At 74.5% G+C, this 12,177-nt stretch carries 12 protein-coding genes; 7 read left to right on the top strand and 5 right to left on the bottom strand.

The features are described from left to right. Positions 1–8: 8 nt before the first annotated feature. The gene (locus AB0F58_RS13780) at positions 9–1,190 is read left to right on the top strand and encodes an acetoin utilization protein AcuC (RefSeq protein ID WP_357142414.1); all 1,182 of its coding nucleotides are present in this window, start codon (positions 9–11) and stop codon (positions 1,188–1,190) included. Between the two features lie 63 nt (positions 1,191–1,253). After that, positions 1,254–3,806, top strand: a complete 2,553-nt coding sequence (locus tag AB0F58_RS13775; RefSeq protein ID WP_357142413.1) for a GNAT family N-acetyltransferase — start codon at positions 1,254–1,256, stop codon at positions 3,804–3,806. A gap of 118 nt (positions 3,807–3,924) precedes the next feature. Here the strand turns inward: AB0F58_RS13775 and sigB are convergent, their stop codons facing one another. After that, the gene (sigB, locus tag AB0F58_RS13770) at positions 3,925–4,932 is read right to left on the bottom strand and encodes an RNA polymerase sigma factor SigB (protein WP_357142412.1); all 1,008 of its coding nucleotides are present in this window, start codon (positions 4,930–4,932) and stop codon (positions 3,925–3,927) included. Between the two features lie 220 nt (positions 4,933–5,152). On the opposite strand from sigB, the gene AB0F58_RS13765 reads away from it, so the two are divergent. Continuing rightward, a complete protein-coding gene (locus AB0F58_RS13765; protein ID WP_357142411.1) occupies positions 5,153–5,941 on the top strand; it encodes a sporulation protein in 789 nt (262 codons plus the stop codon). Positions 5,942–6,057: 116 nt separating this feature from the next. Here AB0F58_RS13765 and dtd read toward each other — a convergent pair whose 3' ends face one another. Both dtd and AB0F58_RS13755 read right to left on the bottom strand, forming a co-directional pair. Next, positions 6,058–6,480 carry a D-aminoacyl-tRNA deacylase gene (dtd, locus tag AB0F58_RS13760; protein WP_357142410.1) on the bottom strand — a complete coding sequence of 141 codons (423 nt, stop codon included), beginning with the start codon at positions 6,478–6,480 and terminating at the stop codon, positions 6,058–6,060. Beyond that, positions 6,480–7,961: a methyltransferase gene (locus tag AB0F58_RS13755; protein ID WP_357142409.1), complete on the bottom strand. Its 1,482-nt coding sequence runs from the start codon at positions 7,959–7,961 to the stop codon at positions 6,480–6,482. Before AB0F58_RS13755 ends, dtd begins: the two co-directional genes overlap by 1 nt. Before the next feature lie 124 nt (positions 7,962–8,085). On the opposite strand from AB0F58_RS13755, the gene AB0F58_RS13750 reads away from it, so the two are divergent. Together AB0F58_RS13750 and AB0F58_RS13745 are read left to right on the top strand one after the other, a co-directional pair. Further along, entirely contained in the window at positions 8,086–8,670 is a 585-nt protein-coding gene (locus tag AB0F58_RS13750; RefSeq protein ID WP_357142408.1) for an HhH-GPD-type base excision DNA repair protein, read from the top strand. A 127-nt stretch (positions 8,671–8,797) separates the two neighbouring features. Then, complete coding sequence (locus AB0F58_RS13745) at positions 8,798–9,151, top strand: DUF3099 domain-containing protein (protein WP_357142407.1); 354 nt, start codon at positions 8,798–8,800, stop codon at positions 9,149–9,151. 9 nt (positions 9,152–9,160) lie between these two features. Here AB0F58_RS13745 and AB0F58_RS13740 read toward each other — a convergent pair whose 3' ends face one another. Then, positions 9,161–10,060, bottom strand: coding sequence for a PfkB family carbohydrate kinase (locus tag AB0F58_RS13740; protein WP_357142406.1), 900 nt, complete (start codon positions 10,058–10,060; stop codon positions 9,161–9,163). After that, complete coding sequence (locus tag AB0F58_RS13735; RefSeq protein WP_357142405.1) at positions 10,057–10,983, bottom strand: pseudouridine-5'-phosphate glycosidase; 927 nt, start codon at positions 10,981–10,983, stop codon at positions 10,057–10,059. The genes AB0F58_RS13740 and AB0F58_RS13735 overlap by 4 nt, the downstream gene beginning before the upstream one ends. An 85-nt stretch (positions 10,984–11,068) precedes the next feature. Here AB0F58_RS13735 and AB0F58_RS13730 point away from each other — a divergent pair, with 85 nt between their 5' ends. Continuing rightward, a complete protein-coding gene (locus tag AB0F58_RS13730; protein ID WP_357142404.1) occupies positions 11,069–11,287 on the top strand; it encodes a DUF3039 domain-containing protein in 219 nt (72 codons plus the stop codon). 40 nt (positions 11,288–11,327) lie between these two features. Continuing rightward, positions 11,328–11,978, top strand: a complete 651-nt coding sequence (locus tag AB0F58_RS13725) for a TRIC cation channel family protein (protein ID WP_357142403.1) — start codon at positions 11,328–11,330, stop codon at positions 11,976–11,978. Positions 11,979–12,177: the final 199 nt, after the last annotated feature.

The following is a 12,177-nucleotide window of genomic DNA, read 5'->3' as shown; positions in this document are numbered from 1 at the left end:
ATGGCCGCATGGCCGACGACACGGTGGTGGTCTGGGACGAGGCGCTGCTCGCCTACGACCTCGGTGACCATCCCCTCGATCCGGTACGGGTGGAGTTGACCGTCGCCCTCGCCCGCGAACTGGGCGTGCTGGACCGGCCCGGGGTGCGTCTGGTGCGCCCCGCGCCGGCCGACGAGGCGCTGCTGACCCGGGTGCACCGGGCGGACTACCTGGACGCGGTCCGGGCGGCCCCGCACGACCCGTTCTTCTCCGGGTACGGCCTGGGCACCTCCGATAATCCGGTCTTCGAGGGCATGCACGAGTCCAGCGCGCTGGTGGCCGGCGCGACCGTGGCCGCCGCCGAGGCGGTCTGGCGCGGCGAGGCCCGGCGCGCGGTCAACGTGGCCGGCGGGCTGCATCACGCCATGGCCGGGCGGGCCGCCGGTTTCTGCGTCTACAACGACCCGGCGGTGGCCATCGCCCGCCTGCTCGACCTCGGCGCGGAGCGGATCGCCTACGTCGACGTGGACGTGCACCACGGCGACGGGGTGCAGCAGATCTTCTGGGACGAGCCCCGGGTGTTGACGGTCAGCCTGCACGAGACGCCGCTCGCGCTCTTCCCCGGTACCGGTTTCCCCGACGAGACGGGTGGCCCGGCGGCGCCGGGCAGCGCGGTGAACCTGCCACTGCCGCCGGGCACCGACGACGCCGGTTGGCAGCGGGCGTTCCACGCGGTCGTGCCGTCGGTGCTGCGCACGTTCCGCCCCCAGGTGCTCGTCAGCCAGTGCGGTGCCGACGGGCACCGGCTCGACCCCCTGGCCGACCTGCGGCTCAGCGTCGACGGGCAACGGGCCACCTACCTGGCGCTGCGGGCGCTCGCCGACGAGCTGTGCGAGGGCCGCTGGGTGGCCACCGGCGGCGGGGGTTACGCCCTGGTCGAGGTGGTGCCCCGGGCCTGGACTCACCTGCTGGCGGTGGCCACCGGCGACCCGGTCGACCCGGCCACCCCCACCCCACCGGCCTGGCGGGCACTGGCCGCCGCCCGCCGTCCGGGCCGGGAGGTGCCGTTACGGATGGGCGACGGCGTGGACCCGTCGCACGAGCCGTGGCAACCGACCGGTGAGCCCGACGCCGTGGACCGGGCCGTCGCCGCCACCCGCCGCGCGGTCTTCCCGCTGTTCGGGCTCGACCCGCACGACCCGAGAGACTGACCGCGCGACCCGCGCGACCGGGCGTGCGACCGAGAGACTGAACCACCCGGGGAGGTACCGGACGTGACCACGGTGGACCCGCCGGTGGACGTGCTGCTCAGCGACGGTACGACCGTCCAGTTGCGGCCTATCCACCCGGACGACGCGCCGGGCATCGTGGCGATGCACTCCCGCTTCTCCGAGCGCACCCGCTACCTGCGCTACTTCTCCCCGTACCCGCGCATCCCGGACCGGGACCTGCGCCGTTTCGTGTACGTCGACCACCACGACCGGGAGGCGTTCGTGGTGCTGGCCGGCGACCGGATCGTCGCGGTCGGCCGGTACGAGCGGCTCGGCCCCCGCTCACCCGACGCCGAGGTGGCGTTCGTGGTGGAGGACGCCTACCAGGGCCGGGGCATCGGTTCGGTGCTGCTGGAGCATCTCGCCGAGGCGGCCGGACGGGCCGGCATCACCTCCTTCGTCGCCGAGGTGCTCCCGGCCAACGGGGCGATGCTGCGGGTCTTCGCCGATTTCGGCTACCAGGTGCAGCGGCAGTTCGCCGACGGCGTGGTGCACCTGAGTTTCCCGATCGCCCCGACCGAGCAGACCCTCCAGGTGCAGCGGGGCCGGGAACAGCGCACCGAGGCCCGGTCGATCGCCCGGCTGCTCGCCCCGCGCGGGGTGGCCGTCTACGGCGCCAGCGCCACCGGGCAGGGCGTCGGCGCGGCGGTGCTCGGCCACCTGCGTGACCTCGGGTTCGTCGGGGCGGTCGTCCCGGTGCACCCCGGTGCCGCCACGGTCGCCGGGCTGCCCGCGTACCCGTCGGCGGCCGACGCCGGTCAGCCGGTGGACCTGGCGGTCGTCGCGGTCGCCCCGGAGGCGGTGCCGGCCGTGGTGGCCGACGCGGCCCTCGCCGGGGCGCACGGCCTGGTGGTGATCTCCGCCGGATTCGCCGAGGCCGGCGCGGCGGGGGCGGCGGCGCAGCGGGCCCTGGTCCGCCAGGCACACGCGGCGGGAATGCGGGTGGTCGGCCCGAACTGCCTGGGCATCGCCAACACCGACCCGGCGGTACGCCTCAACGCCACCCTCGCCCCGGTCCTGCCGCCGGCCGGGCGGGTCGGCTTCTTCAGCCAGTCCGGCGCGTTCGGGGTGGCCCTGCTCGCCGAGGCGGACCGGCGCGGCCTGGGGCTGTCCAGCTTCGTCTCCGCCGGCAACCGGGCCGACGTCTCCGGCAACGACCTGCTCCAGTACTGGCAGGACGACCCGGCCACCGACGTGATCATGCTCTACCTGGAGACCTTCGGGAACCCGCGCAAGTTCGCCCGGCTGACCCGACGGATCGGCCGGTCCAAGCCGGTGGTGGCGCTCGCCTCCCCGGCCCGCCCGGCCGCCCTGCCCAATGGTCCGGACGCGGTGGCGGTCAGTGCGCTCTTCGCCCAGTCCGGTGTGATCCGGGTGGACACCGTGGCCGAACTCCTCGACGTCGGGGTGCTGTTGGCCAAGCAGCCGCTGCCCGCCGGTCGACGGGTCGGCGTGGTCGGCAACTCCTCCGCGCTGACCGTGCTCGCCGCCACCGCCTGCGCGGCGCACGGGCTCGACGTCGCGGTCGGCTACCCGCGCCACGTCGGACCGCAGGCGGGGGCGAGCGAGTTCGCCCTGGCCCTGACCCGTACCGCCGCCGACGAGCGGGTCGACGCGCTGGTCGCGGCCTTCGCCCCACCGCTGCCCGGACAGCTGGCCGACAGCGACGCCGACTTCGCCGCCGCGCTCTCCGCCGTGTTGGACGCGGGCAAACCGGTGGTGGCGACGTTCCTGGCCGGCGGACTCCCCGCCGACGTGCCGGCCTACTCCGGGGTGGAGGAGGCGGTCCGGGCGCTGGCCCGGGTCACCACGTACGCGGACTGGCTGCGCCGGCCACCGGGCACCCTGCCCGCACTGCCCGACGTCGACACCGCCGCAGCCGAGGTGGCGATCCGCGCCGACGGCTCCGACCAGGCCGCCCGGCTGCTCGCCGCGTACGGCGTCGAGGTGGTCGACTCGGTGCCGGTGCGCTCCGCCGACGAGGCCGTCGAGGCCGCCGGACGGCTCGGCCTCCCGGTGGCGCTGAAGGCGGCGGCCGCCGGGCTGCGGCACCGTCTCGACCTCGGTGCGGTCCGCCTCGACCTGGCCGACCCGGTCGCGGTACGCCGGGCGTACGACGAACTGGCGGCGGTCTTCGGCGCGGACGCCCTGGTGCAGGCGATGGTGCCGCCGGGGGTGGCGTGTGTGGTGGAGCTGGTGGAGGATCCGACGTTCGGGCCGCTGGTCGGCTTCGGCCTGGGCGGGGTCGCCACCGAGTTGCTCGGTGACCGGGCCTGGCGCGCGGTCCCGCTGACCGATCGGGACGCCCGCGAGCTGGTCGACGAGCCGCGCGCGGCCCCGCTGCTGCGCGGCTACCGGGGTGCCGAGCCGGTCGACCGGGACGCCCTGGTCGACCTGCTGCTCCGGGTCGGCCGGCTCGCCGACGACCAGCCCCGGCTCCGGGCGCTCACCCTGAATCCGGTGCTGGTCCGCGCCGACGGCATCTCGGTGCTGCACGCCACCGCCCGGATCGGTGCCGCCACCACCCGCCCCGACACCGGCCCCCGCCGGATCTGACCGGGCCGGCGCCGCCGGCCTCCCTCGCATCGACGTCCGGTTCGGCGGTCGCGGTCATTCCCCGCCGGGCACGGCCGAGGGCCCCGGCGAACCGCCGGGGCCCTCGTGTGGTGCCGATTCAGCTCGCGTACGCCTCCAGCCGCTGCGCCCGCTCCGGGTCGCGGAGCTTGAGCAGGGTCACCTTCTCGATCTGCCGGATGCGCTCCCGGGAGAGACCGAACTCCCGGCCGACCTCGTCGAGGGTGCGCTGCCGGCCGTCGTCGAGGCCGAACCGGAGCCGGATCACCGCCTCCTCCCGCTGCGAGAGGGTGGCCAGCACGATCCGGACCTCCTGGCGGAGCTGCCCGTTGGCGATCTGGTCGCCGGGCTCCTGCCGAGGGTCGACGGCGGCGACGAAGTCACCGAGGGCGCTCTCGCCGTCCTCGCCGACGGCCTGGTCCAGGCTGACCGGCTCCCGGTCGTACGAGATCAGCTCGATGACCTGGAACTCCGGCACGCCGAGGGTGACCGCGACCTCGGCGACGGTGGGCTCGCGACCCAGCGAGACCGACAGCTCACGGCGGACCCGGACCATCCGGTTGACCTGCTCGACCATGTGCACCGGGATGCGGATGGTGCGGGCCTGGTCGGCCATGGCGCGGGTGATGGCCTGGCGGATCCACCAGGTGGCGTAGGTGGAGAACTTGTAGCCCTTGGTGTAGTCGAACTTCTCGACGGCGCGGATCAGGCCGAGGTTGCCCTCCTGGATGAGGTCGAGGAAGGCCATGCCCCGCCCGGTGTACCGCTTGGCGATGCTGACCACCAGCCGCAGGTTCGCCTCCAGCAGGTGATCCTTGGCGGCGCGGCCCTCGGCCGCGACGACCTTCAGGTCCGCCCGGAGTTGGGCGGAGACCGGAGTGCAGGTGGCGAGCTTCTCCTCGGCGAAGAGGCCGGCCTCGATCCGCTTGGAGAGCTCGACCTCCTGGGCGGCGGTGAGCAGCTTGGTCCGTCCGATGCCGTTGAGGTACGCCCGGACCAGGTCGGTCGACGTGCCGCGCTCGTCGGTGGCGTCCAGGTCCACCAGGGTCTCCACGGACGCGTGGTCGTCGGTGTCGGTCGTGGCCGGGGTCATCGGGTGCTCGCTCATCTGCAGAACCATCTCTGTCGCCTCCCCGCGTCAACTTCGCGCGTACCGGGCCAGTGGCGCCGGTGACACACAGCTTGCCGTGAGGCGCGTGAAACGGGAGTGAGGCGATCGGGGAACCGACAGGAACAGCCGACGAACGTGTGGCGGTGATTGCGCTGGCCGGTTACGTTGCCACCGGTCGGCCAGTCGGGCGACCACGACAAGGTAACCGGAGGTCGGTGTGGTCTTCAAGAAACTCATGCAGGCGATGGGCGTGGGCGGTCCGTCGGTCGAGACGGTGCTCGCCAACCCCAACTGCCGGCCGGGCGGCCACCTGGAGGGGCGGATCCAGGTGCTCGGTGGGGACCATGCGACGGACGTCGAGTACCTGGCGCTCGGACTGGTCACCCGGGTCGAGGTGGAGAGCGGCGACAGCGAGTACGAAACCACCCAGGAGTTCCACCGCCAGCAGGTCACCGGCCCGTTCCGGCTGGAGGCCGGGCAGCGGTACGACGTGCCGTTCCGCTTCGAGGTGCCGTGGGAGACCCCGCTCACCACCCTCTACGGGCAGCACCTGCACGGCATGACCATGGGCCTGCGTACCGAGCTGGAGGTGGCTCGGGCGGTCGACAAGGGCGACCTGGACGCGGTGGCGGTGCACCCGCTGCCGGCCCAGGAGCAGATCCTCCAGGCGCTGCTGCGGCTGGGCTTCCGGTTCGCCCGCGCCGACGTGGAACGGGGCCGGATCTACGGCGTGCAGCAGCACCTGCCGTTCTACCAGGAGATCGAGTTCTACCCCGCGCCGCAGTACGCCAGCGGGATGAACCAGCTCGAACTGACCTTCGTCACCACCCCGCAGCACATCCAGGTGGTCCTGGAGATGGACAAGCGGGGTGGCCTGTTCACCGAGGGACGGGACGCGTTCGGCCGGTTCACCGTCGACCACGCGACCGCCGGGCAGACCGACTGGCCCGCCCAGATCGACGGTTGGCTCCGCCAGTCCCTCCAGCGGCGCGGTCTCTTCTTCTGACCGACGGCGGGGCGGCGCAGGTTCGCGACGCCAGGTCCGACTGGGCGGGGTCACGCCGTGGCGTGACCCCGCCAGCCGTACCGACGCCCCGGGTGCCGCTGACCGGGTGCACCCGGTCAGAGGTCGAGGAGGATCGTGCGGGGGCCGACGTTGACGCTCTCGACCAGCATGTGGGCGCGGAAGCGGCCGGTGGCGACCGTGGCACCCCTCGACCGCAGCGCCTCGACGACCTCGGTGACGAGCGGCTCGGCCACCTCGGCGGGGGCGGCGGCGGTCCAACTGGGCCGGCGGCCCTTGCGGGCGTCGCCGTAGAGGGTGAACTGACTGACCACCAGGACCGGTGCCCCGGTCTCCGCCGCGGACCGCTCCTCGTCGAGGATGCGCAGCTCGTGGAGCTTGCGGGCCATCGTCCGGGCGGTCTCCGGGGTGTCGGTGTGGGTCACCCCGAGCAGCACCAGCAGGCCGTCGGTGACCGCCCCGACCACCTCGCCGTCCACCGTGACGCTGGCCCGGCCGACCGTCTGCACCACCGCCCGCATCAGGCGGTCACCGGCTCGACGAAGCCCCGCTCGACCAGGTGCGCCACGAGCGGGCCGGCCGCCTCGGCCAACTCGTCGGTGGCGACGTCGTGCGCGGCGGCCAGCAGGGCGAGCTGGTCGCGCAGCGGCAGCCGGCCGTCCGCGCCCCCGACCAGGGCCAGCACCAGGGGGTCGATCTCCTCGCTCCACCGCAGCCCGTGCGGTGCGGCCAGCACCTGCCGGTCCACCGCCCAGCCCTCGTCGCCCATGGTCGCCTCCTGCCGCAGCTGCAACCCCTCGGCCGCCCGGTACCGGTGCGCGAGCAGCCCTGCGGCGTCGTGGGCGCGCAGCCAGTCCTGCCGGTCGAACCAACCGGCGACGTGGTCACCCATCGGTGGCTCGACCCGCTGCCGCAGGTCCTCCACCCGGACCACCGGATCGTCGTGGCCGCCGTTGCGCAGGCTGACGATGCCGAAGCCGACCGCCTCGACCCGGTGCGCGTCGAACCAGTCCAGCCAGGCGGCCATCCGGTGCGGGTCGGGGGTCTCGCCGACGTCGGTCAGCCACAGGTTGACGTACGCCATCGGGTCGGCCACCTCGCGCTGGACCACCCAGGCGTCCAGCCCGGTGCCGGCGAACCAACCGGTGACCCGTTCACCCCAGTCCTCGCCGGTGACGTGCACCCAGTTCGCCAGGTACTGCATCGTGCCGCCCTCGGTGAGCAGCCCGGGGGCAGCGGCGGCCAGCTCCGCGCCGACCGCGTCGCCGACCCGGCCGGAGTCCCGGTAGACGTGGGTGGTCGTACCCGGCCCGACCACGAACGGGGGGTTGCTCACCACCAGGTCGAAGCGGCGACCGGCGACCGGGGCCACCAGGTCACCCCGGAGCAGTTCCCAGTCCAGCCCGTTGAGCGCGGCGGTGGTGGCCGCGAAGCGCAGCGCCCGTGCCGAGAGGTCGGTGGCGGTGACCCGGCGGGCGTGGGTGGACAGGTGCAGGGCCTGGACGCCGGAACCGGTGCCGAGGTCGAGGGCGGTCTCCACCGGCCGACGGACCGTCGCGCCGAGCAGGGTCTGCGTCGCCCCACCCACGCCGAGCACGTGCTCGGCGTGCAACGGACCGGGCCGGGCGCTGGCCGGCAGGTCGGCGAGCACCCACCAGTCGTCCCCGTACGGCTCCAGGTCGATGCCGGCGCGCAGGCCGCCGCCGGACCGCTCGACCAGGCCGGCGGCGAGGGCCTCGGCCACGGTCAGTGGGGCGAGGGCGGCGGCGACCGGCCCCTCCGGCTCGACCTGTTCGCAGATGAACAGGCGGACCAGCGTGCCGAGCCGGTCCCGGTCCTCGGTCGCGCGCAGGGCGGCCCGGTGGTCGTTGCGGCCCATCGCCGCGGTGGCCTGCGGTCCGAGCCGGGCGGCGACACCGGCGGCGGTGAAACCGGCGCTGGTCAGCGCGGTGCGCAACCGGTCGATCCCGGCGGGGGAGAGCAGCATGTCGTCTTCGTCCACCTCGCCATCCTGCCTGCCCGGCGGGACGGCACCGGCACCACCCACGACATCCGGTGGGAACCGTCGCTTCCGTCGCGGGCCGGTCCGGTAGGTCGCGCCGGTCGGCGGGGCCCGGCCGGGCAGGATGAGCCGTATGACGCTCTCGCTGCCCATCGACCCCGAGGCCAACCGGCTGCTCAACCACGATCCGCTGGCCCTGCTCGTCGGCATGGTCCTGGACCAGCAGATTCCGCTGGAGAAGGCGTTCACCTCGCCGTACGTGCTGGCGCAGCGGCTGGGGCACCCGCCGGACGCCCGGGAGCTGGCGGCGTACGACCCGGAGGGGCTGGTCGAGGTCTTCGCCCGCCCGCCGGCGCTGCACCGGTTCCCGAAGGCCATGGCGACCCGGGTGCAGGAGGTGTGCCGGGTGCTCGTCGAGCGGTACGACGGGGACGCCGCCCGGATCTGGACCGACGTCGCGGACGGTGGCGAGCTGCTCCGCCGCCTCACCGACCTGCCCGGGTTCGGCCGGCAGAAGGCACAGATCTTCCTGGCCCTGCTCGGCAAGCGCCTCGACGTCCACCCGACGGGCTGGCGGGAGGCGGCCGGCGGGTACGGCGACGCGGACGCGTACCGGTCGGTGGCCGACATCACCGACGAGGTGTCCCTGCGCCGGGTGCGGGAGTACAAGCAGCAGCAGAAGGCGGCGGTCCGGGCGGCGAAGGACTGACCCGCCCCCGCCCTCGGGCAGGGCCGACCCGATCGCGGCCCGGGGCGGCGGGGCAATCCCTTGCGTCGATTGTCGCCGTCACCGGTGGCGAGGTGACAGGATGGATCGAATCCCTCGAGGAGGTCGTGTGAAGCGACAGGCGTACGAGCCGATCCTGATCACCGACGCCCCGCGCAGCCAGGACGACCAGCTCACCAGCCGTCAGCGACGGTACGTCGCGATGATGTCCGTCCGGGCGGCCTGCCTGGTCGTGGGGGCCGTCCTGGTCGGGGCACAGGCCCCGCTGCTCTGGCTGTGGCTGCCGCTCTGCGGCGTCGGCATGGTGCTCATCCCCTGGCTGGCGGTGCTGATCGCCAACGACCGGCCGCCGAAGGAGGAGCACCGGTTGTTCCACCGGCCGTCGCGCCGCGAGGCACCCCCGCCGCGCAGCCTCGCCGCCACCGAGGAGCGCCCGCACCGGGTCATCGACGCCGAACTCTGAGGTCCGGCCTCATCGGGTCGGCCGCGCGCCGATCCCGCTGACCGCCCGAGCGCCCAGGTCCCCGGCGCGGGCCAGCGCCGCCGTCGGGGTCGCCCCGGTCAGCCAGCCGGCGAGCAGCCCGGCCGCGAAGGCGTCCCCGGCTCCGGTGACGTCGACCACCGTCACCCGCCGGGCCGGTGCCGATGTCACCGTGCCGTCCGGTCCGGCCCACACCGCCCCCGCCGACCCGCACTTGACCACCACGTGCCGGGCCGTGGCGGCCAGCGTCCGGGCCCGCTCGGCCGGATCGGCGCCGCCGGCGAGCACCTCCGCCTCGTCCGAGTTGACCAGGAGCAGGTCGACGTCGCGTACCCAGTCGAGGAAGACCGCCGCACCGATCCGCCGCAGCGGCGCCGCGGACGCCGCGTCGACGCTGGTGGTGAGTCCGGCCGCGCGCGCGGCGGCCAGCGCCGTTCGTCCCGCGTCGCGGGTGGCGGCGTCCAGCAGGGGGTACGCCGACAGGTGCAGGTGCCGCGCGTCCGGCACCCCGGCCAGGGCGGCGCGCACCCACGCGCCGGTCAGCTCCTCGTTCGCCCCGCGCTCGGTGAGCATGGTCCGCTCCTCGTCCGAGGCGAGCACCACCACGCTGCCGGTCGGTCGGTCGCCGTGTGCGGTGACCGCGCAGTCCACCCCGACGCGGGTCAGCTCGACGACGCGCGCCCGCCCGGCCTCGTCGTCGCCGACCGCCCCGACCAGGGTGACCGGTACGCCCACCTCGGCCAGCCAGGCGGCGGTGTTGGCGCCCTGCCCGCCCCCGGTGACCCGGATCGCGGCCGGGGTGTCCGAACCGGTCGCCAGCGGACCGGCGACCACCGCGACCACGTCGGTCACGATGTCGCCGACCACGACCACCCGACCCGCACGGCTCATCCGGCGACGGTCCCGGCGGCGGCCACCGCGATCCGTCCGGCCAGGTCCGCGTTGCGCAGGATGATCCGGACGTTCACCGCCAGGCTCGCCCCCTCGGTGGCCGCGTGGAAGTGGGCGAGCAGGTACGGGGTGACCGCCTTGCCGGTCACCCCGTCCCGGTCGAGCAGGGCCAGTCCGTCGGCGAGGGTGCGGTCGTGCAGGTCCCGGTCGAGTTGCTCGTCGACGGGGAGCGGGTTGGCCACCACGAGTCCACCGTCGTGCAGGCCGTGCGCGGCGCGGGCGGCCAGCACCGCCGCCACCTGCTCGGGCGAGTCGACCGACCAGTCCAGGTCGAAGCCGCCGTCGGTGACGAAGAAGCCCGGGAAACGGTGGGTGCGGTAGCCCACCACCCCGACGCCGAGCGTCTCCATCCGCTCCAGGGTCGCCCCGACGTCGAGGATCGACTTGACCCCGGCGCAGACCACCGCGACCGGGGTGCGGGCCAGGGTGGTCAGGTCGGCCGACTCGTCGAAGGACTGCCCGGCGTCCCGGTGCACCCCACCGAGCCCGCCGGTGGCGAAGACCCGGATCCCCGACGCGGCGGCCACCGCGCTGGTCGCGGCGACCGTCGTGGCGCCGTCCGCGCCGCTCGCCGCCGCCACCGCCAGGTCGCGTACCGACAGCTTCGCCACGCCGTCGGCGGTGGCCAGCCGGGTCAGTTCGGTGTCGTCCAGCCCCACCACCAGCCGGCCGCCCACCATGCCGATGGTCGCCGGCACCGCGCCCGCGTCCCGTACCGTCTGTTCGATCTGCCGGGCCACCCGCAGGTTGTCCGGCCGGGGCAGGCCGTGCGAGACGATGGTGCTCTCCAGGGCGACCACCGGCCGCCCGTCCCGCAGTGCCTCGGCCACCTCGTCACCGTGTTGAATGTGAAAGTCGGTCACGCCGTCACCGTACGGTGCGGGTCCATGGCATCTCCGGTGGACCGTGCGGAAGTGACCTGCCAAACTGAAAAGTTGGAGGTGTGGCATGAGCACAGAGGTTCTCGAGCGTCCGGAACTGAAGGACGCCGACACCGGTCCCGAGATGTTCCACTACGTGCGGAAGGAGAAGATCGCCGAGAGCGCCGTCATGGGTACGTTCGTGATCGCGCTCTGCGGGGAGACGTTTCCGGTGACCAAGGCGGCCAAGCCGGGTTCCCCGGTCTGTCCCGCGTGCAAGGAGATCTACGACTCCTGGGCCGACTGACCCTGGGCGGCCCGCCCGGCCGCCCACGTAGCCTGCCGCAGTGACCCCCTCCACCGCCCTGCTCCTGGCCGACCTGGTCGGCGTGGCCGTCTTCGCCGCCTCCGGGGCCTCCGCCGCGGTGGCCAAACGGCTCGACCTCTTCGGTGTCCTGTTCGTCGGCTTCGTGGCCGCCCTCGGGGGTGGCATCCTCCGGGACCTCGTCGTCGACGAGGTCCCACCCCTCGCCTTCGCCGACTGGCGGTACGCCGCCACCGCCGTGGTCACCGCGGCGATCGTGTTCCGGTGGCACCCACACCTGGCCCGGCTCCGGACCACCGTGCTGGTGCTGGACGCGGCCGGACTGGCCCTGTTCACCGTCACCGGCACGCTCCGCGCCCTGGACGCGCAGGTGCCGCCGGTCGGTGCGTGCCTGGTCGGCATGCTGACCGGGATCGGCGGCGGCCTCGGGCGGGACCTGCTCACCGGGGAGATCCCGGTCGTGCTGCGCCGGGAGATCTACGCCGTCGCCGCCCTGGTCGGGGCAACCGCCGTGGTGGCGTTGGACGGCTTCGGCAGCACCGGCCCGGCCCCGCTGACCGCCGCGGCGCTCCTGGTCTTCGGACTCCGCCTGGTCGCCCTGCGCCGACGCTGGTCCGCCCCGGTGCCGGCCCTGCGCCCCCCACCCCACCCCGACGACCCACCCGCCTCCTGACCGCCGAGCCCCAAGGTGGGCGTGGTCGCCGGGAGAGCCGACGCCGGGGCCGGTTCGGGGGTGACCGGCGGCGCGCGTGGTGTCGCCGGGCAGCCGCCGGGGTGTCCTGGTTATGCTGATCCGGCCTTCGCGGCATCCGACGCGGAGGCGTTTTCATGGGCGGCGGTACCCGTGGCCCCCGGCCGGGTTCCGCCTGCGG

The organism is Micromonospora sp. NPDC023956 (assembly GCF_040639195.1).
GTDB lineage: Bacteria > Actinomycetota > Actinomycetes > Mycobacteriales > Micromonosporaceae > Micromonospora.
Note: the sequence above shows the minus strand (reverse complement) of the source record. Positions and strands in the feature narration are given on the sequence as shown.

Coding starts and splice junctions, on each gene's coding strand:
- AB0F58_RS13750 (WP_357142408.1), top strand. CDS start 8,086: ATGAGCCGTATGACGCTCTCGCTGCCCATCGACCCCGAGGCCAACCGG.
- AB0F58_RS13740 (WP_357142406.1), bottom strand. CDS start 10,060: ATGAGCCGTGCGGGTCGGGTGGTCGTGGTCGGCGACATCGTGACCGAC.
- AB0F58_RS13780 (WP_357142414.1), top strand. CDS start 9: ATGGCCGACGACACGGTGGTGGTCTGGGACGAGGCGCTGCTCGCCTAC.
- dtd (WP_357142410.1), bottom strand. CDS start 6,480: ATGCGGGCGGTGGTGCAGACGGTCGGCCGGGCCAGCGTCACGGTGGAC.
- AB0F58_RS13730 (WP_357142404.1), top strand. CDS start 11,069: ATGAGCACAGAGGTTCTCGAGCGTCCGGAACTGAAGGACGCCGACACC.
- sigB (WP_357142412.1), bottom strand. CDS start 4,932: ATGAGCGAGCACCCGATGACCCCGGCCACGACCGACACCGACGACCAC.